Genomic DNA, 22,023 nt, shown 5'->3' with positions numbered 1-22,023 from the left:
GGGTGGGACTGCCCGAAGTGCTGTCCGCGGCCCGCTGACCGGGCTGGCGACCGCTGACACCGTGGACGCGTGGAGGCTCTGAGGTGAGACGCGCAGTGGTGGCCTCGGCCGCCGGGCTCGGGGTGGTGGGAAGCCTGCTCGCGCCCGCCGCGCTGCCCCTCGCCTCCCCGGCATCGGGCGTGGTGACCCAGTTCCTCCCGCCGACCGCGGAGCAGCCGCGGCTCGTGTTCGCCGGTGAGACGAGCGCCGCCTCCGCCGACTCCGCCGCTGACCTGTGGGACGTCCCCGCGGCGGGCGGTGCGCCGCGCCGCCTGGTCGACACCTCCACCGCCGGTGACGGCCCGCTCGGCGACACCCATCCCTCCTACTCACCTGACGGCACCCGCGTCGTCCTCACCGCGGCGGCCGGTGACGAGCCCGAGGCGGGCAGCCTTCTCCACGTCGCCGACCTCACCACCGGCGAACCCACGGCCGACCCCTTCGCCGAGGCCGAGCCGCTCGACACGGGCTGGGAGCCGGGGCTCGTGGACAGCGAGCCGGACTGGTCACCGGAGGGCGACCGGATCGTCTTCACGCGGACGGACCCGGAGGGCGGAGGCCCACGGTTGCGCGTCCTGGACCTGGAGACGGCCACCGTGACCGACCCGCTCGAGGCGGTGGGCGCCGACGTCATCGCCGTGTCACCGGCGTGGTCGCCCGACGGCACCGGGATCCTCCTCGTCGTACCCGGAGAGGGGGACGTCGGTGAGATCTGGCTCCTCGACGAGGAGGGAGCGGAGCTGCGCCCCCTGGCCGAGGAGACGGAGGACGGGCTGGAGCCGCTCGTCGGGCAGGGGCCGGCGTGGTCGCCCGACGGCACGCAGCTCACCTACGTCGACGCCGCCAGCGGGGCCCTGGTCACCGCCGTCCTCGAGGAGCCCGCCGGCACTCCGGGCACCCCCGTCGTGGTCGAACCGGTCCCGCTCTACGAGCCCCCGGACGGAGCGGGGGCGCTCACGAACCTCCGCGACCCCTCCTGGTCCCCGGACGGCACCGAGGTGACCGTGGCAGCCTTCGAGGAGCCGACCGGCAAGGACCCGGCCGGACTCGGCTTGTTCGCGATCCCGGTGGCGGGCGGGGACTACCGCACCGTGGTCGGGCCAGGCGCCTGGGCAGACCTCACCGGTCCCGACCACCAGCCCTGGAGCAACCTCGCGGTGACCCTCGAGTCCTCCCGGACGACCGGGATCGGCCTGGGTGAGCTCGTCGAGCTGACCACCACCGTCACCAACCCCGGGCCGTCGACTGCCTGGGGCGTCAGCGTGGAGTACGAGCTCCCCGGTGGCCCGGAGGGGATGGAGACCGCGGTCGGGTGGCCACCGGAGTGCAGCGGCGACGGCGGGTACCTCACCTGCACCCTCGACGAACCGCTGGCCGCGGGGGAGACCGTCGAGCTCACCGTCACCGTCGCCGTCCCCGAGCCCGGCAGCTACCGCACCGACGTCCGCGTCGACGCCCTCACGCCCGACCCCGCCACCACCGACAACGTCGCCGCGGTCGCGCTCGACGCGCCCTTCCCGCCCGCCGTCGGCACCGAGCCGCGCCTCGCCTTCTCCTACCGGCACAGCACCGCGGAGGACCGCCGGGCCGACGTCGCTGACGTCCTCGCCGCCGACGCGTCGGACTTCCGCATCCTGGTCGACGAGGTGGTCGACGACGGCGAGACGGTGGCGCGGCCCGTCGAGGAGCAGCCCTCCTACTCCCCGGACGGGCGTCGGCTCGTCCTCAGCAGCGAGCGTCACGAGCTGGACGACGGCGAGCTGCCGGACCAGCCGACCCTCTTCGTCGCTGACGTCGGGCCGGCGGGCGCGCAGAACATCGAGGTGCTGGGACCGACCGACGAGCCCGGCGTCTCGGCCACCCGGCCGTCGTGGTCCCCAGACCGCACCCGGATCGCCTACCTGCGCGGCGAGGGCGAGGGGGCGCCCACGCTCGCCGTCCTCCATCTCGAGTCGGGCACCGTCCAGGACTGGGAGGTGCCCGCGACCGACGTCTCGTGGTCCCCGGACAGCACGCGCCTGGTCGTCACCAGTCCCGTCCTCGACGAGTTCCGGCCCCAGCGGCTCACCGTCGTCCACGCCGACGACGGCGCGGCCTACGACGTCATGGTGGAGCAGCCCGGCTGCACGGGAGGGCCGGAGAGCTGTTTCGCACCCGTCGCCAGCGGCGACTCGGCCTGGGCGCCCGAGAGTGCCCGCATCGCCTACACGGCGTCCGCAGGGGAAGGTGTCGACGGCCTGTACACCGTCACGCTCGGTGACCTCACAGCGATGGGGGAGGAGCAGGTCTACCTCGTCCCACCGCCCCAGCTGGTCTCGACGAACCCCGGGGACTACCCGGAGCTGCGAGAACCGACGTGGGCGCTGGACGGGAGCTCGGTGACCGTCGTCGGCCAGGGGGAGAGCGGCGAAGGCCAGCTTCTGTCGGCGCCTGCGGACGGAGGGACCCTGACCCTCCTGCGTGAGCTCCCCGGTGTCGCGCCGGACGCGGGCGACCCGGTCTACCAGCCGTGGGCGGACGTCGGTGTCGAGCTGGCCGTGACCTCGCCGGTCGACGCCGGACAGCCCGCCACCGTGACGGCGACCGTGACCAACCTCGGACCCTCGCCCGCGTGGGAGGTGGAGGTCGGCGTCGATCTGCCCGCGGTCGCCGCCGGTCAGGCCACGCTGGAGGGGTGGCCCGCGCAGTGCACGCCGGACGCCGCGGGGCTCACCTGCGTCGTCCCCGGCACGTTGCCGGCGGGGGAGACCGTCACGCTGCCGGTGGAGCTGCGGGCCGTGGCCCCGGGCGGTCACCCGGTCCGCGCCGCTGGGACGACCGCGTCGGTCGACCCCGAGCCGGGCAACGACGTCGCCGTCGCCACCCTCGAGGTCGAGCCGGCGCCACCGCCCGTGCTCGAGCCGCACCTCGCCTTCACCCGCTGGGCGGACCGGGCCGGCGGCGACGACAGCGCCGACCTCGCCGACGTCCCCACGCAGGGCGCCGAGCACGCGCGGCTCCTCGTCCACCGGGCGGTCACGACCGACGGCGGGCAGCTGGTCCACCTCGAGGAGCGCCACCCGGCCTACTCCCCGGACGGCACCCGGATCGCCCTCAGCACCGAGCAGGTCGTCGACGGCACCCTCTCCGGCGACCTGCGCCTCGCCGTGGGCGACATCGCGCCCGAGCCCGTGCCCGCCGGGGACCCTCTCGTCACCGGCGTGCGGCTGCTCGGCTACGTCACCGAGCCGGGACAGAGCGACCTCGCGCCCGTGTGGTCGCCGGACGGGACGCAGATCGCCTTCACCCGCCAGGACAGCCTGTACGGCATCAACCCGCGCGTGCTCGTGCTCGACGTCGACACGGGCGCCACCCGGGAGCTCGCGCTCCCCGAGGATGTCGGCTCCGGCGCCGCCGACCCGAGCTGGGCACCGGACGGGCAGCGGCTCGTGGTCGCGGTCGACGGGTACCGCACCGAGAACGAGGAGCTGTGGGTCGTCCACCTCGACGACGGCAGCTGGTACCCCGCCGGCACGCCGGCCGCGGGCTGCTCGGGCGCGCCGGTCGAGTGCGTCGAGCCGGTGGCGGCCGTGGCGCCGGCGTGGTCTCCCGACGGTGCCCAGGTCGCTGCCGGGGACGCCACCGTCTTCGGTGACGCCCCGGAGTACTCGGCGGTCGTCGTCCACGACTTCGCGCCCGAGCCCGTCGACGGCTTCTACGCCGTCAGCGCCAGCCGCGTGCTCGCCGGCCGCCCGGCTGACGCCGAGGGCGAGCAGCCACCGGGGACGCTCGAGGCGGCCTGGCACCCGGCCTGGTCACCGGACGGCACCGAGGTCGCCTTCGTCGGCCGGGTCGCCGGCGAGCAGTGGCCGGCCCTCTACGCCGTCCCGGCGGGCGGCGGCACGCCCGAGGTCCGCGTGGACGAGTGGGGCGAGGATGCTCCCGGCGGCTACGGGGACCCGGCCTACCAGCCGTGGAGCGACGTCGGGGTGACCCTGCGCCCGGCGGCCGGTCCCGTCGTCGCGGGCACGCCCGCCGAGCTGACCGCCGTCGTCACCAGTGGGGGCCCCTCCCCGGCGTGGGGCCTGACCGTGACGTTCACCCTGCCGCCCGGGCAGCGCGTCGTCGACGCGCCTGCCGGCTGCTCGGTCTCGGGTGCCTCCGCGACGTGCACGCAGGCGGGGCCGCTCGCGCCGGGGGCGGACCTCGAGCTGACGTTCACGGTGGTCTTCGACGAACCGGGCGAGCACGAGGTGACCGGCACCGTCACGGCCGGCACCCTGGACCCGGTGCCGGGCAACGACACGGCGAGCACCGTCGTCGTCGTCGAGGCACGCGTCCCGGGCACGGGCGTCGAGCCGCGCCTCGCCTTCGGCTACGTCCCCGACCTCGGCAGCGAGCTGCCCTCCGACCTCGCCGACGTCTTCTGGGCCGACGGCGAGGAGTTCCGCGTCCTCGCCGACGAGCGGCCCACCGACCCGCTCGGGCAGGAGCACCGCGCCCACGAGACCCACCCGAGCTACTCCCCGGACGGGCGGCGCCTGGCCTTTGCCGCAGACCGTGAGCTCGTCGCCGACGGCACCGTCGGGTCGTCGTACTCCCTCGAGGGACGCCAGCGCCTCATGGTCGGCACGACACAGGCGGGCGAGACCGGCCTCGTCGCCGTCACGCCGCTCGACTACGACCGCGACCCGGCGGCGAGCGACGAGGAGCCGGCGTGGTCACCCGACGGGACGCGTCTCGCCTTCGTCCGGTCCTTCAGCGAGGGCAGCAGCCTCGCGCTCGTCGACCTCGCCAGCGGCGACGTGCGCCTGCTCGACGCCGGGCTGCCGGGCGGCGTGACCGCTCCCACGTGGTCGCCGGACGGGGAACGGCTCGCGGTCGAGGCCGGCGGCCAGCTGTGGGTGGTGGACGTCGACGGCGAGGAGGCCAGCCCCGTCGTCGTCGTGCCGGAGACGTGCCCCGGTCCCACCGGGTCCTGTGACCAGTCGCTGACCGGGTGGATGCCGGCGTGGTCCCCGGACGGCACGCGGCTGGCCTTCGTCGCCTTCGAGGACGACTTCTCCTGGGAGGCGCTGTACACCGTCGAGGTCGCGGGCGAGCCGGAGGGCGGCGCCTACCGCGTCGCGGAGCCGCTGCGGGTCGCGGGCCCCGGCGACCAGTCGTGGACCCCGGCCGACCCGGACTGGTCGCTGGACGGCAGCTCGATCGCCGTCGTCGGCCGCGGGGCCGGCGACGACGGCGCCGACGCCCTCCTCTCCGTGCCGGCCACGGGCGGCGAGCCGGTGGTGCTGCGCGACGGTGTCGTCCCGGGGCTGCGCCACGGCTTCGCCGACCTCGACCACCAGCCCTGGGCCGACCTCGGCGTCGTCGTCACCGCCTCCGACACCGAGGTCGACGTCGGGGAGCAGGTGGACATGACGGTGACCGCGACCAACCACGGCCCCTCGCCGGCCTGGGGCGTGCTCCTCGACGTCGCGCTGCCGGGCGGCGGTGAGCACCTCGTCAGCGTTCCCGCGGGCTGTGCGGCCACCGCCACCGGCCTGCAGTGCACGGCGCCGCAGACGCTCCCGGTGGACGCCACGTACACCGTCACCGTGCCCCTGGCGATCGGCGCCGCCGGCAGCCACGTCACGCGGGCGACCGTCACGTCACGGATGATCGACCCGCTGGCCGAGAACGACACCGCCGAGGCCGCCGTCGAGGTCGTCGCCCCGCCACGGGTCACGGTCGTGGCCGACGTCGCGGTGCGCGTGGACCTCGGGCAGCCGACCGCGTGGGTGGGCGGGGACCCGGTCGCCGCGCGGCTCGTCGTCACCAACGACGCGTCGGGCCCGGCCACCGGGGTACGCCTCACGTTCGCCCACCCGGACGCCGTCACGGCAGACGGCCCGGACGCCTGCCTCGCCGCGGCGCCGTGCGCGCTCGGCACGCTCGCGCCCGGCGCGAGCCGCACCGTCGTCGTCGCCCTGGAACCGGTGACGGCGGGGACCGGCCCGGTGACGGCCACGGTGACGACGACGGCGCTCGACCTGAACCCGGCCAACGACTCCGACGCCGCCGAGCTCACCGTCCTGCAGCCCGCGCTGCGGCTGCTGCCGTCCGTGGGGGAGCCGGGGGAGGCGACCCTCGCCTACGGCACCGACTTCCCGCCCGGCGCCCGGCTCACGCTGTCGTGGGCGCCGGGCCTCACCGCGTGGGTGCGGCCGGTGACCGTCGCCGAGGACGGCACGGTCCGCTCGCCGCTGCTCGTCCTGCCCGGTGACCTGCTCGGCGAGCGGGTCGCGACCGCCACCTGGGAGTCCGGTCCCGGCTTCGGGGACGTGGCCGCCCCGGCGATGCTCGTCGTGCCCGAGACCTCCGCCCCGCCCGACTTCCTCACCCGGGGGTGAGCCGTGATCCGTGAGATCGACGAGGCGCTGCGTGAGCTCGTGCGGACCCGCGCCCTGGACGGCTCCGACGTCGACGTCGTCCTCGACGCGCCGACGACGGAGTGGGCCGCGCGCCGCAACGCCCCCACCGTCAACCTCTACCTCTACGACCTGCGCGAGGACACCCGCTGGAGGGAGCGCGGCTGGGCGCCCCGCACGGGTGCCGACGGGACGGTGACCGGCCGGGTGCCCGCGCCGCGGCTGTTCAAGCTCTCCTACCTCGTCACCGCGTGGACCGCGCGCCCCGAGGACGAGCACCGGCTCCTCGACGCGCTGCTCGGCGCGCTCCTCGCCGTCGAGATCCTTCCCCCGGAGATGCTCGGCAACGACCTCGAGGGCCTGCGCGTGCCGCTGACCGTCGGCCTGCCGCCGCCGGAGGACCGCGGCTTCGCCGACGTCTGGTCCTCCCTCGGTGGCCAGCTCAAGCCCTCGATCGACGTCGTCCTCACCGCCCCCTTCAGCTCCGGGGCCGCCCTCCCGGTCGGCCCGCCGGTCGCCGACCCGACCGTCGTCAGCATCTCCGACATGCGCGGCCCGGCGCAGGAGCGCGCCGGCGGGCGGCGGGCTCGCCCCGAGGAGCGCAAGCCCCCGGCGCCTGCCGGCCCCGCCCCTCGCACGCGCAAGCCGAGGAAGAAGCCCACGTGATCGCCCACCTCCTGGCCCGGCTCGGTGTCGTCGAGCAGCGGGTGCGTGACCTCGTCGCCGAGCGCCGCGCCACCGACCCGCAGCCCGACGACCCCTTCCGGGGGCTCTACTTCAGCGAGGAGATGGTCACCCGGCTGCTCGAGTCCGGGCCGGCGGCCCCCCGCCCGCCCACCGACGGGCGAGGCCTCGCGGCCGCCGAGGTGCTGGCGGACGCCGCCGAGGCGCGCGGAGAGCGGGTGCGGCTGCGCGAGCTCACCCGCCACTTCGGCCTCACGCCGCTGGACGAGGAGCTGCTCCTCGTCGCCCTCGCGGGGGATCTCGACGTCCGCTTCGAGGCGCTCTACGGATACCTCAACGACGACGTCACCCGCCGGCGGCCCATCGTGGAGGTGGCCCTCGCGCTGTGCGGGGTGCCGCTCGCCGCGGCGGAGGTCCGGGCCCGCCTCCTCCACGGCCCGTTGACGACGGCGCGCCTCCTCACCGTCGAGGACGGAGAACGGGCCTTCACCGGGCGCGCGCTGCGGGTGCCCGACCGCGTCGTCGGGCACCTCCTGGGTGACGACACGCCGGACCCCTCCGTCGCGCCGCTCCTGCGCGCACTGCCGGACGTCGCGTGGGGCGACCCCGTGCCGCTCGCCCGCGCCCTGGAGGAGGGCACGCGGCTGGCCTACCTCCGTGAGCCGGCCACCGGGTCCGGGCGCGCCCTGGCCGTGCGCGCGCTGCGCGCGAGCGGGCACGGCGTCGTCCACGTCGACCTCGCGGCGCTCGCGGCCGAGCCCGAGCCGGTCGAGCTCGCCCGCCTCGTGCTGCGCGAGGCCCGGCTGCGCGGTGCCGGGGTCGTCGCCGGACCGGTCGAGACGCCCCCGGCGGGGGTGCTCGACGTCCTCACCGCGGGGGAGGCGCCCGTGCTGCTCGTCGGGGACCGCAGCTGGGACCCCGCGTGGTCCGCGGAGGTCCCGCTCCTCGTCGACGTCCCTGAGAGCACCGTCGGTGAGCGCAGCGCGCTGTGGCTGGCCGAGCTCGCCGCCGACGGTGTGGGCCCGGAGCAGGTGGCCGCCACCTCCCAGCTGCGGCTGCGGCCCGAGCAGGTCGTGCGCGCCGCCCATGCCGCGCGGGTGCAGGCGCGTCTGGCGGGGGAGAGCAGCATCGGCGTGGAGCACCTGCTCGCCGGCGCGCGCGCCGAGAACGGCACGGCCCTGGAGCGGCTGGCCCGCCGGGTGCGGCCCGCCGTGGGCTGGGCCGACCTCGTGCTGCCCGAGCCCCCGCTCACCGGTCTGCGGGAGATCGCCCTGCGTGCCCGTCATCGCGAGCAGGTGCTCGGCGACTGGCGGATGCGTCCCGGCGGCGCTCGCGGGCGCGGCGTCGTCGCCCTCTTCGCGGGCGACTCGGGCACGGGTAAGACGATGTCGGCGGAGGTCGTCGCCCAGGACCTGGGTCTGGACCTGTACGTCGTCGACCTCGCGACCGTCGTCGACAAGTACGTGGGGGAGACGGAGAAGAACCTCGAGCGGATCTTCACCGCCGCGCAGGGCGTCAACGCCGTCCTCCTCTTCGACGAGGCCGACGCGGTCTTCGGCAAGCGCTCGGAGGTCAAGGACGCCCACGACCGCTACGCCAACATCGAGAGCGCCTACCTCCTCCAGCGCCTGGAGAGCTTCGACGGCCTCGCCGTCCTCGCCACCAACCTGCGCGCGAACATCGACGACGCCTTCACCCGCCGGCTCGACGTCGTCGTCGACTTCCCGGTGCCGGACGTCGCCCAGCGGCAGCGGCTGTGGGACCGGTGCCTGGGCGCCGCGCTGCCGCGGGCGGCTGACCTGGACCTCGGCTTCTGCGCCGCCGCCTTCGAGCTGGCCGGGGGCGCGATCCGGTCCGCCGCCGTCACCGCGGCGTACTTCGCGGCCGACGACGGCGGCACGGTGACGATGACCCACGTCGTCACCGCGGTGCAGCGCGAGTACCGCAAGCTCGGGCGGCTCACCGTGCCCAGCGAGTTCGGCGGCTACTGGTCGCTCGTGCGGTGAGCGGGCGCCCGTTCGGGCACCGGCGCCTTCCCCTTGGGACGGACCGCGGACCCTTCACCGGCACGGCGCCCGCTGGGACCGTGGACGCAGCCGAACCGAGGGGTGACGATGCGCGAGCACGACCAGCGGGACCCGTCCCGGGAACGATCGACGCTGACGTCCCGGCCGACCGCACCGGAGCCCCACCTGCTGCGCGCCGCGGCCGCCCACCGCCCGGACGTCCTCGGGGCGGAGGGTCTGCTCGGACTGCAGCGGCTGGTGGGGAACGAGGCCACCGGCGAGGCTCTCCAGCCGGAGCGTTCCCCCGTCCTCGACGTCGTCGGCTCCGGCGGCGGGCAGGCCCTGGAGCCGGAGGTGCGGACGGACATGGAGGCCCGCCTGGGCGCCGACTTCACCGACGTCCGCGTCCACAGCGGCGGCGCCGCGAGCGACTCGGCCCGCGCCGTCGGCGCCCACGCCTACACGGTAGGTTCCGACGTCGTCTTCCAGCGTTACGACCCGTCGTCGACGGCGGGACGCACCATGCTCGCCCACGAGCTCACCCACGTCGTGCAGCAGCGGAACGGACCGGTCGACGGGAGCGACACCGGCACGGGCGTGCGGGTCTCGGACCCCGGCGACCGCTTCGAGCGCGAGGCGGCGTCCACGGCCGAGGCCGTCATGTCCGGACCCGCACCAGCGCCGGTCCAGCGGCAGGAGGACGAGGAGGAGCTCCAGGGCACCTTCGTCCAGCGCCAGGAGGACGAGGAGGAGCTGCAGGGCGCGTTCGTCCAGCGCGAGGAGGACGAGGAGGAGCTGCAGGGCGCGTTCGTCCAGCGCGACGACGTCGAGGAGGAGGTGCCGGGCGCCGACCCGGGCTGACCCGGCCCTCCGGGCGTGCCCCTTCGTGCAGCCCGGCCTACCCGCGACGGCGGCCCGGCGGACTACGGGCGACCGGCGCACCACCCGCACTGTTTCACCCACACGCTCGCCGGTACCCGGAGGAACGATCATGCCGACCTATCTGTCACCAGGTGTGTACGTCGAGGAGGTCGAGGCTGGGTCTCGACCGATCGAGGGCGTAGGCACCGCCGTCGCGGCCTTTGTCGGGCTCGCGACGAAGGGGCCCGTCAACGAGCCCACCCTCGTGTCCAACTGGACCCAGTTCGCCGAGACCTTCGGCGACTTCGTCCCCACCTCCTACCTCGCCCACAGCGTCTACGGCTACTTCCTCAACGGCGGCGGCAACTGCTACGTCGTGCGGGTCGGGGCCGACAGCGGCAACGGGCAGTCCGGCGGAGGCCGCAAGCAGGTCGGCGGACGCCCCGAGGCCCTGCTCGGCGGCTACCGGGTGGTGGCCAAGCAGGTCGGCACGAAGCGGGTCACCGTCTCGGTCGCCGCACCGGAGGACGAGAAGGCGCCCGACGACCGCTTCCGTCTCGTCGTCAACGTCGACGGCAAGCCGGCGGAGACCTTCGACGGCCTCACGACGAAGAAGGGCGGGGACAACCTCGCGACCAAGGTGAGCGCCGAGTCCAAGCTCGTGACGATCGAGGAGGTCGCCCAGGGCAGCGCGCTCATGAAGCCGGACAAGGGGGAGACGGAGCTCGTCGCCCCCGCCCCGGAGCCTGCGCCGGTCACGACCGAACGGCTGGGGGCCGACGACTACGTCGGGGACGCCGCCGAGCGCACCGGCTTCGCCGGCCTCGAGGCGATCGACGAGGTGACGATGCTCGCCGTCCCCGACCTCATGGCCGCCTACGAGCAGGGCGCGATCGACCTCGAGACCGTCCAGGCGGTCCAGCTCGCGATGATCGCGCACTGCGAGCTCATGGGGGACCGCCTGGCGATCCTCGACCCGCCGCCCAACCTCTCCCCGCAGCAGATCAAGGACTGGCGGGTGGACGGCGCCGGCTACGACTCGAAGTACGCCGCCCTGTACTGGCCGTACATCAAGGTCTTCGACCCCTCGACGGGCAGCAACCGGTTCGTCCCGCCGTCGGGGCACATCGCGGGCGTGTGGGCGCGCAACGACGACTCGCGCGGAGTGCACAAGGCTCCGGCCAACGAGGTCATCCGCGGCGCGATCGCGCTGCAGACCAGCCTCACCAAGGCCGAGCACGACCTCCTCAACCCGGTGGGCATCAACTGCGTGCGCAGCTTCCCCGGCCGCGGCATCCGGATCTGGGGCGCGCGCACCCTGTCGAGCGACCCCGCGTGGCGCTACCTCAACGTGCGGCGGCTGTTCAACTACCTCGAGGAGTCCATCCTCATGGGCACCCAGTGGGTGGTCTTCGAGCCCAACGACGACGCGCTGTGGTCGCGCATCGAACGGACGATCGCGGCGTTCCTCGTCAACGAGTGGCGCAAGGGGGCCCTGTTCGGCCTCACGCCGGACGAGGCGTTCTACGTCAAGTGCGACCGCGAGACGAACCCGGCAGAGGCGATCGACGCCGGCCAGGTCACCTGTCAGATCGGGGTGGCCCCGGTGAAGCCGGCCGAGTTCGTCATCTTCCAGCTCGCCCAGTTCTCGGGCGGCACCAGCCTCGTCTCCGAGTGACCCAGAACCGACTGAGAAGGAAGTGAACACGCCATGCCTCTCCCAGATGCCATGGACCTCGCCCCGGCGTACTCGTTCAGCGTGACGATCGACGGTGTGCAGGTGCCCTACGTCATGGAGGTCAGCGGCCTGAAGGCGGAGGTCGACAAGATCGCCTACCAGCACCAGGACCAGAGCGGGAAGTTCATCACCCGCCAGATGATGGGCCGGCAGAAGCCGGGGGAGTTCAAGGTCAAGCGGGGCCTGACCGACTCCAAGACCATCACCGACTGGCTCAAGAAGATCATGCAGGGTGACCTCGCCGGCGCCCGCAAGACGGCGGCGGTGAAGATCATGTCCTCCGACGGCACACCGGTGACGACGCTGAACTACCGCAACTGCTGGATCAAGGACGTCGAGGTCGGGGGGACGCTGAAGGCGGGGTCCACCGAGCCGATGACCGAGACGTTCACGGTCTGCTGGGACGAGATGGAGTTCGCCTGATGCGACGAGGATCCCCCGGCCTCGTCCTGCCCGAGGCGGCCGTCGAGGAGACGGCCGCCCCGGGTGGGCGCGAGACGCTGCGGACCGAGTTCGACTTCGAGCTGCCCCGTGGCTACCTCGACAACGACGGCGTGCTCCACAGGTCCGGCACCATGCGCCTGGCCACGGCACGCGACGAGCTGCTGCCCCTGTACGACGCGCGGGTGCAGGAGAACGCCGCCTTCACCACCGTCGTCCTGCTCGGGCGGGTCATCACCCGGCTCGGCACGCTCACCACGGTGGACGCGACGGTCGTGGAGAACATGTTCGCCTCGGACGTCGCCTTCCTCCAGGACCTCTACCGCCGGGTCAACGCCGAGGGGCACACCCGCGCCGCGGTGACCTGCCCCGAGTGCTCGCACCGCTTCACCCTCGACCTCTCCGGTGGCCGCCTGGGGGAATCGTGACGTACGCGCCCGACAGCATCTACGAGGAGGTCGCGTACGTCGCCTACCACTTCCACTGGCCGCTCGACGACATCCTCGACCTCGAGCACGCCCAGCGACTGCGGTACGTCCGGGAGATCGCGCAGATCAACACGCGCCTGTCCGAGGAGCGGTGAGGGATGCGGTGGCCCTGGGAGCGGCGGACGACGGAGCCCGCCGGCGGTGAGCAGGTCGCCACGCGGCGGACCGCCCCCGCGCGGCCGGCCCCGAGCCCGAGCGGCTGGGCATTCCACGCGCCCCTGCAACGGACCATCGCGCCCATGACGCCCGTCCACGAGGGCACCGCGGCGGGCTGGACGGCGACAGGCCGCGACATCGGCCTCACCGGCCGGATGTCGCACCTGGTCAGCGCGTCGTCCTGGTCCGGGGTGGTCGACGGCGACGGCGGTGGGCTGGCGACCGTCGCGCGCGCCTCGTCCACGGGGCTGCCGGCTGCCGGGACGTCGACGGTGGCGACCGGCGGGACCGCCGGCGGCCCGCTCACCCGGGCGACGGCGGCGCCGGGCCTCCCGGTGGTGCACTTCGCGCCGTCCCCCGGCCCGCTGGCGCCCCCGCCGCCAGCCGGGAGCACGCCGGTCCAGCGGGTGGCGGACGGCGCGGGCCTCGACGCGGCGGGACAGCCGCCGGTCGCGTGGACCAACCCCGACCCGCAGCCCGACGACGGCACGGTCGTGGAGATCCCACTCAGTCCCGGCCGACCCCTCGACCCCCCGCCGGTGCAGCGCAGCACCGGGGGGAGTCCCGCGCCCGTGGCCGGTGACGGTGCGCGGGGTGCGGGACCGACGGTGCAGCGGAGCGTTCCCCGGCGCCTGGGTCTCGGCGCCCCCCTCAGCACCGTCCCCGCCCCGGCCGCCCGGCAGCCGGCGCCCGGGGTCGAGCCGGAGAGCCCCGCCCCGCCGGACTTCCGCAGCGGCTCCCCGGACGGTGCCGCGGCGCCGACCGCGGAGGCTGGTGCGGCGTCGTCCGGCGACGGCGCTGCCTCGCCCGGTGCTGGGGCAGCCGTCGACGCCCCACACCCGTTGCGGGCACAGCGTGCCGTGGAGCCGCCCACCGCCGCCTCGACGGCGAGCGGCGACGGGGCGGCCGGCCCGGCGGAGGCGACCGGCGCGGTCCCGGAGTCCCCGCCCCCTCCCGCTGCTCAGCCGGGATCCGACGGGGGCCCGCCTGCACACGACGTCGGGACGATCGGTGCTCCGGGGAGTACTGCCGGAGGACCACCGGCGGGCGGGGACGGCGGACGCACCCCGGAGTTGCCGTCCACCAGCGCTGCAGCGCCGACCCACGGGGGAGCGCTGCCGTCACCGATGGTGAGCCGCTCCGCGGAGCTCCCGGTGAACCGGGCAGGAGGCCCCCGGACCGACGGTCATGCCGGGCCGCCCCCGTCCGCCCGGCCCGGCCCCGCGGATGCCGCGCCCCGCACCGCCAGCCGGGACACCGCGCCCGACACGCCGCCCTCGCCGCCGAGCCGGACGGCCCCACCCTCACCCACCGTCAGCCGTGCCGCGGGGGCGTCGCCGGCCCCGGGCCCGGAAGCCGCACCACACGTCTCCTCCAGCAGTGCCACCGGGACGCCGTCCGATCCGGGCCAGCCCGGCGCGCGGCCGGTCCCCGTCAGCCGTGCCGCCGGGGTGCCGCCGGCTCCGGGCCCGGCCGCCGCACTGCCGGCCGCCGTCGGCCGTGCCGCCGGGGTGCCGCCGGCTCCGGGCCGGGCCGCCGCGCTGCCGCTCTCCGTCAGCCGTGCCGCCGCGGCTCAGCAGCCGCCGTCGGCACCGGCCGACGCATCGGTATCCGTCAGCCGGGACACCGCTCCTCCGACTCCACCGTCGGCGCCGAGCTCGGCCGACGCGTCCGCTCCCGTCAGCGGGGACAGTGCTCCTGAGACTTCGCCACCGGCGTCGGGCTCGGAGGCCGCAGCGACCGCGCCGCTGCTCTCCGCCACCACTCCGCCCACAACGCCACCGTCCACGCCCCCCGGCAGCAGCGTCGCCCCGCCCTCCGCCACAGTCGGCACCGCGGCCATGCCGGTCGCCGGCAGGAGCGTGGCCGGGCCGGACGCAGCACCACCGTCGGCCTCGGGTGCGGCGGCAGCCGATCCGCTCACCGTGAGCCGGGCATCGGCCGGCGGCGCGGGCGTGAGCCGGACCGACTCCCTCCAGCGTCCCGCGCAGGACCTGCCGACGCCCGCGCGCGAGTCAGACGCGGGGATCCCGCCCGCCCTCGGTGGCCCGCCCCCGCTGAACGGAACGGCGGGAACGCTCGGTGAGGCGCCGGCGACGACGGGTCGCGCAGCGCCTCCGGTTCCGACGGCGGTCGCCCAGCGTGCTGACGCGTCGCTCCCGGTCGCCTCGGTCCCGGGTGGTCACGGCGTCGACGCCCGTCCGAGCATCCCGCTCCCGCGCGGCGAGGACGCCGCGGTGGCGGCCGACGACTCCGCCGCGCTAGACGCGTGGCCGGTCCAGCGGGCCGGTACCGAGCCCAGCCCGGAGGCTGCCGCTGATCGTCCCTCTCCCGGCACGCTCGACGGGTCCGTCGGTGCCGCCTCCGGAACGGACAACGGGGGATCCGGGCCGACCCTGGCGGAACCTGCTGCGGCGCTGGACCTCACCCTCGATGCGTCGGTCGGTGGAGCGGGGAGCACGGCCGTGTCCGCCGGAGCCGCGAGCCCTGAGCTGCCGCTCGCCGCGGCGCCTGGCGCGGAGGGCATCGGCCGGGCGGCGGCGGTCGTCGCCCGCGTGACGAGCGGTGCCGCCGCGCCTCTGCCGTGGCGCACCGTGGCGCCCCGAGCGGTCGACCCGGCGCCGGGGGAGGCCCCGCTCGCGGCGCAGCGCTCCACCGTCACCGGCACGCTCGCTGAGCGGCTGCGTCCCGTGCCGTCAGGAGTGGCTACGACGGCCGCCCGGCAGCCCGGCGTCGGCAGTCCTTCGGCCGTGCGGTCCCGCCCAGGTGCCGTGGCCTCGGTCGCCCGGTCGGCGACGTCCGCCGTGAGCCCGTCCGGAGGTGCGCAGCCGGTCGCTGTCGCCTCCGGTGCGCCGGCCGTGGCCCGGTCCGTCGACGTCCTGTCGGCGGGCGGAGCCGCCACCAGCGCAGCCCGGGCTCCAGCCGCCACCGGTGACCGGTCCGCCGACGTGCCCGTCGGTCCCGCGGCGGCGCAGGACGCCGCCGGGCACGGTGACGTACGGACGGGCCCCGTCGGGATGCCGTCCGTCGTCCGGGCCGGTGACCTGCTCGCCGCGTCCGTCGAGCTCCCCACCGTGGCGCGGTCGGCTGGCATCCCGCCCATGGCCGGGTCTGCCGAGCTTCCTCCCGTGGTCCGGTCGGCCGGCACCTCGCCCATGGCCAGGTCCGTCGACCTCCCCGCCGCGGCACGGCCTGTCGGCACGTCGGCCGTGGCCGGGTCCCTCGACCTGCCCGCGGTGTTCCGGTCGGTCGGCACCTCGCCCATGGCCGGGTCCGCCGGGCTTCCTCCCGCGGCCCGGTCGGTCGGCACGTCGCCCATGGCCCGGTCCGTCGAGCCTGCCGTGGCCCGGTCGGTCGGCATCTCGTCCGCGTCCGCCTGGGCCGGCGGTCTGGGGCCGGCCGGCCCGTCCGGCGCCCTGCCGCTCCTCGCCGGCCCCTCGGTCCAGCTCGACCCGGGCGGCTGGGACTCCCCGACCGTGCAGCGGGAGTTCGTGTCCGGCCAGGTGAGCGGCCGCGGCCTGCGCCGTCGCCCCCTGGGTGAGCACCGGCGTCGCGCCCCGGCGCCGGCCGACGTCCCCGTGGAGGCGCCGCCCGCCACGGTCGAGCCGGAACCGGTCGAGGACGCGCCGACGGGGACGGCCGACGTCGTCGTCACAGACGCGGCCCCCGCCGAGGCGCCGGCCGAGTCGAACCCGGCCCCGGTGCCCGACCCGGCGCAGCTCGCCGGGCTCGTCGACGCGCTCTTCCCGCCGCTGCTGCGACGCATGCGGCACGAGATCCTCCTCGACCGCGAACGTCGGGGACTGCGAACAGATCGGAGATGGCCATGACCGTCCTGGCGGAGACCGACACCGCGGTCTCGGTGCGGTACGTCGTCACCATCGACCACGCGAACCTCGGTGCGTTCAGCAGCTGCGAGGGGCTCGGCTGCGAGTTCGTCATCGAGACCCGCGAGGAGGGCGGCAACAACCGCTTCGTGTGGCAGCTGCCCACCCGGATCAAGTACTCGAACATCAAGCTGAGCCGGCCGCTGGGCGCCGACACGAGCAAGATCGCCTCGTGGATCGCGGGGGTGGCGAGGGGCTACCAGGAGGTCACCGGGACGATCAAGGCGATGACGGCGTCGGGCACGGTCGTCGCCGAGTGGAAGCTCAAGCGCGTCGTCCCCGTCCGGTGGACCGGCCCCTCGCTCACGGCCGACCAGGGCAAGGTCCTCACCGAGACGCTCGAGCTCGCCCACCACGGCTTCCTGGACTCCGGAAAGTAGGGCAGCGGCATGGTCAACCCCGGGCTGGAAGCCGCGACCGCGTCGGCCGGCGGCGCCAGCAAGTTCGAGAAGGCCTACCTCCAGCTGTACGAGCCCTCGCGGGACGGCTCGCTGGCCAAGCCCGGAGCACCGCTCCAACGGGTCCAGTTCCAGTTCAACCCCAAGGAGCTGACCATCGCCAAGGCGGCGACCTGGGCCCGTGCCACCGGCACCGGGAACCGGAGCAGCGGACCGCCCCAGTACCAGGGGCCCCAGCCCTCCAAGCTCAACCTCGAGATGTTCCTCGACGCGTCGGACACCCAGGACGACTCGGTGGTGAAGGCCGTGGACCTGCTCCTCGGGTGCTGCGTGCCGACCACCAGCTCCCACGACCAGAAGCGTGACTCCCCGCCGTGGGCGGTCTTCCGCTGGGGCGGGATCACCGGCTTCCTCTCCTACATCTCCAGCGTGTCGGCGAAGTACACCCTCTTCACCAGCGGCGGGGTGCCGATCCGCGCGGTCGTCTCCGTCGTGCTCGAGGAGCTGTCGGGCGACCCCTCCGGGCAGAACCCCACGTCCGGCGGCCTGGTCCCGCGCCGCGTCCACGTCATGGCCGAGGGGGACACGCTGCCCGCGCTCGCCTACGGCGAGTACGGCCGGCCGGACTTGTGGCGGGCGGTCGCGGCCGCGAACGGGATCGACGACCCCTTCCGGGTCCGTCTGGGCACCGCCGTCATGCTCCCCGCGATCGAGGAGCTCGCGCCGGTGGGCGGGGAGGTGTCCCGTGCCCTTCGGTGAGGAGCACAGCAGCCAGGTCGTCGTGTCCGTCAACGGGACGGCGCTGACGCCCGCCGCCACGGCGATGCTCGCCTCCGCCTACGTCGACGACTCCGCCCACGTCCCGAGCATGGCCGTCCTGCGCTTCAGCGACGCGAACCACGACATCCTCGGCACCATCGGGGCGAAGATCGGCGCCGCGGTGTCCGTCGCCGTGCAGCAGAGCGGTCAGGGGGCTCCCGTCCCGCTCTTCGACGGGGACGTCACCGCCCTGGAGAAGGAGATCGACCAGACCGGCGCCTTCACCACCGTGCGTGCCCTGGACGTGCGCCACCGGCTCCAGTCCGGCGCCAAGGTGGAGGCATTCACGGAGATGTCGGTCAAGGACGTCGTCGCCAAGGTGCTCGGGGACGCCGGGCTGCAGGCCCAGGTCGGTCCGTTCACCACCAAGCACAAGCACCTGTCCCGGGACGGCGAGTCGGACTGGGAGCTCCTCTGCCGGCTCGCCCAGACGGTGGGCGCCGCGGTCTGGGTCCGGGGCCGGACGGTCCACGTCGACACGCCGACGACGGCGAGCACAGCGCCGTCGGGGACCGACCCTCGGGCGACGCCCGAGGTGCTCTCCGCGGGCCGCAACCTCCTCTCCTTCCGCGCGACCGTCACCGCGTCCACCCAGGTGCCGGAGGTCGAGGCCCGCGGCTGGGACTACACCGCCAAGCGCGACGTGGTCGCCCCGGGACGGGTCGCGACGCAGGCGGCCGTGCTCCAGTCCACCCCGGTCGCGCTCGCCAAGGAGGTCAAGGGGACCAAGCACCTCCTCCCGGTGTCCGGGCTCGCCACCCTGGACGCCGCCCGCACGGCCGCGACGGTGAGCGCCACCGCCCGTGCCGGCGGCTTCGCCGAGATCGAGGGGCTCGTGCGCGGCAACCCGCGGCTGCGGGCGGCGACGGCGGTCAACGTCGTCGACGTCGGGCCCGAGTTCAGTGGCAAGTACGTCCTCACCACCGTCCGGCACGACTTCGGGGAGCAGGAGGGCTACGTGACCTCCTTCAGCGCCGCCGACGTCTCCGACCGGTCGGTCTACGGCGTCATCGCCGGCGGCCAGCCCTCCGCGACCGCCGGGTGGAGGGCCACCACGGCACTCGTCACCAACGTCAAGGACCCGGAGAGCCACGGGCGCGTCAAGGTGAAGTTCCCTTTCGCGGACGGCTACGAGAGCTGGTGGGCACGGCCCGTCCAGCTCGGCGCCGGCACGAACCGGGGCGTGTCGTGGCTGCCCGAGGTGAACGACGAGGTCCTCGTCGCCTTCGGCGGCTCCTTCGACGAGCCCTACGTCCTCGGGGGCTTGTACAACGGCAAGGACGCACCCGGCGCGGGCTGGGCCGCGCACGTCCACAACGACGGCTCGGTCAAGCGGCGCGCGCTCACCTCCCGGACCGGGATGGTCGTGGAGTTCCTCGAGGACGGCCAGCAGGAGGCCCTCACGGTCTCCACCAGCAACGGTGCCCAGCGCCTCACCCTCACCCAGAGCGGCCAGAAGGGCGTCGTCCTCATCTCCCAGGGGCCGCTGGAGGTGACCGCCGAGCAGGACGTCACCGTCACGGGGAAGAAGAACGTCTCCGTCACCACGAGCACCGGGGACCTGTCCCTCAAGGCGATGAACGTGACGATCGAGGCGAGCGCAAAGCTCGCGCTCAAGGCCGCGCAGCTGAGCGCCGACGCGCAGGCCAGCGCCGCCCTCACCGGGGCGACGGTCAAGGTCGACGCCAAGGGGACCGCCGAGCTCACCAGCGCCGGCATCACCACCGTCCGCGGCTCCCTCGTCAAGATCAACTAGGGGGCCGTCGTGGGACAGGAGTTCATCGGCACCGGGTGGGCCTTCCCGCTGCGCACGGACGCCACCGGCCGCATCGCCCTCGTCGCGGGCGAGCGCGAGATCGAGGAGAGCATCCGACTCATCCTCGCGACCTCGCCGGGGGAGCGGCCGATGCGCCCCGAGTTCGGCTGCTCCGTCCACGACTACGTCTTCGCGCCCGCCGACGCCGCCACCGCGGGCGACATCGCCTACAGCGTCCGCGTCGCGCTGGAACGGTGGGAGCCGCGGATCGAGCTCGCCGCCGTCGTCGTCCGCTTCGAGGCGATCGACGACGGCGTGCTCTACATCGACATCGCCTACACGCTGCGGGGCACCAACGACCCCCGCAACCTCGTGTTCCCGTTCTACGTCATCCCCCAGCACGAGGAGGGTTAGCCGTGCTCCCCGCCCCGAACCTCGACGACCGCCGCTTCCAGCAGCTCGTCGACGACGCCAAGCGCCACATCCAGGCCACCTGCCCTGAGTGGAGCGACCACAACGTCTCCGACCCCGGCGTCACCCTCGTGGAGACCTTCGCCCTCATGGTCGACCAGCTGTCCTACCGGCTCAACCGGGTGCCGGACAAGCTCTACGTCTCCTTCCTCGACCTGCTCGGGATGACGCTCCACCCGCCGACGGCCGCGTCCGTGGAGCTCACCTACTGGCTCTCCGCCGCCCAGGGCGAGATCGTCGTCGTGCCGGCCCAGTCGGAGGCCGTCACGCCGCGCACGGAGACCGAGGAGCCGGTCGTCTTCCGCACCACCCGCGACCTCGTCGTGCCCCCGCGGTCGCTGTCCCTCGTCCTCACCCAGGGCTTCGGCGGGGACGTCGTCGACCGCGGTGACGCCCTGCGGGCCGCGGAGCGCTTCGCCGTCTTCACCGACACCCCGGCGCACGACGACGTCGTCCTCCTCGGCCTGGACGACGCGGCGCCGTCGTGCATCGTCGTCCTGCGCTTCGACAGCGAGGTCCGCGGCGTGGGCGTGGACCCCCGCTTCCCGCCGATTACCTGGGAGGCGTGGACCGGGACCGGCTGGCGGGCCTGTGACGTGGACTCCGACGGGACCGGCGGCCTCAACCGCTCCGGTGACGTCGTCCTCCACGTGCCCGACCACCGGGCCTCGATCATCGACGGCAAGCGCGCCGGCTGGCTGCGCTGCCGTGTCGTCGAGCCGCCCGAGGGCTACCCGCGCTACAGCGCCTCGCCGACGATCGGCGCGGTGTCCGCCTTCACGATGGGCGGCACCGTGCCCGCCAGCCACGCGGAGCTCGTCCGCGACGAGATCCTCGGCCTGTCCGAGGGTGTGCCCGCCCAGGTCTTCCACCTCGACCGCAGCCCGGTGGTCGCCGGTGGTGACGTCGTCGTCCAGGTGGCCGCCGGCAGCGGCTGGGACGAGTGGACGGAGGTGGAGTCCTTCGCCTCCGCGGGGCCCGAGGACCGGGTCTTCCTGCTCGACCGGGCCACCGGCGAGGTGCACTTCGGGCCGGCGGTCCGGCAGGCCGACGGCACCCTGCGCTCCTACGGCGCTGTGCCGCCCAAGGGCGCCCCGCTGCGGGTCCCGGTCTACCGAACGGGCGGTGGGCCCCGGGGCAACGTCTCCGCGCGGACGATCACCGACATGCGCACCCCGATCCCCCTCGTGGACCGCGTGGAGAACCGGCGCCCGGCGCTCGGGGGCGTGGCCGGGGAGTCGGTCGCCGAGGCGAGGGAGCGCGGCCCGCTGCTCCTGCGCACCCGCGACCGGGCGATCACCGCCGAGGACTACGAGCAGCTCGCGCTGCGGGCCGAGCCCTCGGTGGCGCGCGTGCGCTGCGTGCCGGCGACGACGCCGGAGGAGTCCGGCGGTGTCCGGCTGCTCGTCGTGCCCTCCGCCGTGCCCGACGACACCGGCCGGCTGCGCTTCGAGGACCTCGTCCCCAGCGAGGAGGCGCTCGGCCGGATCACCGAGCACCTCGACCGCCGCCGTCCCGTGGGGGCACGGCTGCTCGTCGAGCCACCCTTCTACCAGGGCGTGACCATCGTGGCGCGGCTCGCGGCCCGCCCGCGCGCAGACGGCGAGCGGCTGGAGCGGGAGGCCGTCACCGCGCTCAACACCTACTTCGACCCGGTGTCCGGCGGGCCCGACGCCGAGGGGTGGCCCTTCGGCCGTCCCGTCCACGCCGGGGAGGTCTACGCCGTCCTCCAGGCGTTGCGCGGCACCGAGATCGTCGAGGACGTCAAGCTCTTCGGCGCGGACCCGATCACCGGCAAGCGCGGCGAACCGGTCCAGCGCATCGACATCGACCCGCAGGGACTGGTGTTCTCCTACCAGCACCAGGTGCGCGTCGTCGGGGGGCGATGAC

Annotated in this window: 14 protein-coding genes; all 14 read left to right on the top strand. The window is 75.0% G+C overall.

Translation table 11 applies throughout. The features are described from left to right. Nucleotides 1–83: 83 nt before the first annotated feature. The 14 genes from H9624_RS14385 (at nt 84) to H9624_RS14320 (ending at nt 22,022) form a co-directional block, all read left to right on the top strand. Entirely contained in the window at nt 84–6,410 is a 6,327-nt protein-coding gene (locus tag H9624_RS14385; protein ID WP_251840589.1) for a hypothetical protein, read from the top strand. 3 nt (nt 6,411–6,413) lie between these two features. Next, on the top strand, nt 6,414–7,094 hold the full coding sequence (locus H9624_RS14380) for a Pvc16 family protein (RefSeq protein ID WP_251840588.1): 681 nt from the start codon (nt 6,414–6,416) through the stop codon (nt 7,092–7,094). Next, nucleotides 7,091–9,118 carry an ATP-binding protein gene (locus H9624_RS14375; protein ID WP_251840587.1) on the top strand — a complete coding sequence of 676 codons (2,028 nt, stop codon included), beginning with the start codon at nt 7,091–7,093 and terminating at the stop codon, nt 9,116–9,118. Before H9624_RS14380 ends, H9624_RS14375 begins: the two co-directional genes overlap by 4 nt. 108 nt (nt 9,119–9,226) lie before the next feature. Further along, nucleotides 9,227–9,979, top strand: a complete 753-nt coding sequence (locus H9624_RS14370; RefSeq protein WP_251840586.1) for an eCIS core domain-containing protein — start codon at nt 9,227–9,229, stop codon at nt 9,977–9,979. A 130-nt stretch (nt 9,980–10,109) separates the two neighbouring features. After that, complete coding sequence (locus H9624_RS14365) at nt 10,110–11,657, top strand: phage tail sheath family protein (RefSeq protein WP_251840585.1); 1,548 nt, start codon at nt 10,110–10,112, stop codon at nt 11,655–11,657. A gap of 33 nt (nt 11,658–11,690) precedes the next feature. Then, nucleotides 11,691–12,140: a phage tail protein gene (locus tag H9624_RS14360; RefSeq protein WP_251840584.1), complete on the top strand. Its 450-nt coding sequence runs from the start codon at nt 11,691–11,693 to the stop codon at nt 12,138–12,140. After that, complete coding sequence (locus H9624_RS14355; RefSeq protein ID WP_251840583.1) at nt 12,140–12,586, top strand: hypothetical protein; 447 nt, start codon at nt 12,140–12,142, stop codon at nt 12,584–12,586. Before H9624_RS14360 ends, H9624_RS14355 begins: the two co-directional genes overlap by 1 nt. Further along, nucleotides 12,583–12,741: a DUF6760 family protein gene (locus H9624_RS14350; RefSeq protein ID WP_181424619.1), complete on the top strand. Its 159-nt coding sequence runs from the start codon at nt 12,583–12,585 to the stop codon at nt 12,739–12,741. Before H9624_RS14355 ends, H9624_RS14350 begins: the two co-directional genes overlap by 4 nt. A 2,526-nt stretch (nt 12,742–15,267) precedes the next feature. Beyond that, a complete protein-coding gene (locus tag H9624_RS14345; protein WP_251840582.1) occupies nt 15,268–16,632 on the top strand; it encodes a hypothetical protein in 1,365 nt (454 codons plus the stop codon). Beyond that, on the top strand, nt 16,629–17,069 hold the full coding sequence (locus H9624_RS14340; protein WP_251840581.1) for a phage tail protein: 441 nt from the start codon (nt 16,629–16,631) through the stop codon (nt 17,067–17,069). The genes H9624_RS14345 and H9624_RS14340 overlap by 4 nt, the downstream gene beginning before the upstream one ends. Before the next feature lie 9 nt (nt 17,070–17,078). Next, nucleotides 17,079–17,846 carry a CIS tube protein gene (locus H9624_RS14335; RefSeq protein ID WP_251840580.1) on the top strand — a complete coding sequence of 256 codons (768 nt, stop codon included), beginning with the start codon at nt 17,079–17,081 and terminating at the stop codon, nt 17,844–17,846. After that, nucleotides 17,833–19,662 carry a VgrG-related protein gene (locus H9624_RS14330; RefSeq protein ID WP_251840579.1) on the top strand — a complete coding sequence of 610 codons (1,830 nt, stop codon included), beginning with the start codon at nt 17,833–17,835 and terminating at the stop codon, nt 19,660–19,662. Before H9624_RS14335 ends, H9624_RS14330 begins: the two co-directional genes overlap by 14 nt. 9 nt (nt 19,663–19,671) lie before the next feature. Then, nucleotides 19,672–20,076, top strand: coding sequence for a GPW/gp25 family protein (locus H9624_RS14325; protein ID WP_251840578.1), 405 nt, complete (start codon nt 19,672–19,674; stop codon nt 20,074–20,076). A gap of 2 nt (nt 20,077–20,078) precedes the next feature. Further along, nucleotides 20,079–22,022 carry a putative baseplate assembly protein gene (locus H9624_RS14320; RefSeq protein ID WP_251840577.1) on the top strand — a complete coding sequence of 648 codons (1,944 nt, stop codon included), beginning with the start codon at nt 20,079–20,081 and terminating at the stop codon, nt 22,020–22,022. The last annotated feature ends 1 nt before the right edge of the window (nt 22,023 follow it).

It is taken from the genome of Oceanitalea stevensii (assembly GCF_014837105.1).
Taxonomy (GTDB): domain Bacteria; phylum Actinomycetota; class Actinomycetes; order Actinomycetales; family Actinomycetaceae; genus Oceanitalea; species Oceanitalea stevensii.
Note: the sequence above shows the minus strand (reverse complement) of the source record. Positions and strands in the feature narration are given on the sequence as shown.

Bases quoted from the DNA above. Each gene is read 5' to 3' on its own strand.
- H9624_RS14370 (WP_251840586.1), top strand. From the start codon at position 9,227: ATGCGCGAGCACGACCAGCGGGACCCGTCCCGGGAACGATCGACGCTG.
- H9624_RS14335 (WP_251840580.1), top strand. From the start codon at position 17,079: ATGGTCAACCCCGGGCTGGAAGCCGCGACCGCGTCGGCCGGCGGCGCC.
- H9624_RS14360 (WP_251840584.1), top strand. From the start codon at position 11,691: ATGCCTCTCCCAGATGCCATGGACCTCGCCCCGGCGTACTCGTTCAGC.
- H9624_RS14340 (WP_251840581.1), top strand. From the start codon at position 16,629: ATGACCGTCCTGGCGGAGACCGACACCGCGGTCTCGGTGCGGTACGTC.
- H9624_RS14365 (WP_251840585.1), top strand. From the start codon at position 10,110: ATGCCGACCTATCTGTCACCAGGTGTGTACGTCGAGGAGGTCGAGGCT.
- H9624_RS14355 (WP_251840583.1), top strand. From the start codon at position 12,140: ATGCGACGAGGATCCCCCGGCCTCGTCCTGCCCGAGGCGGCCGTCGAG.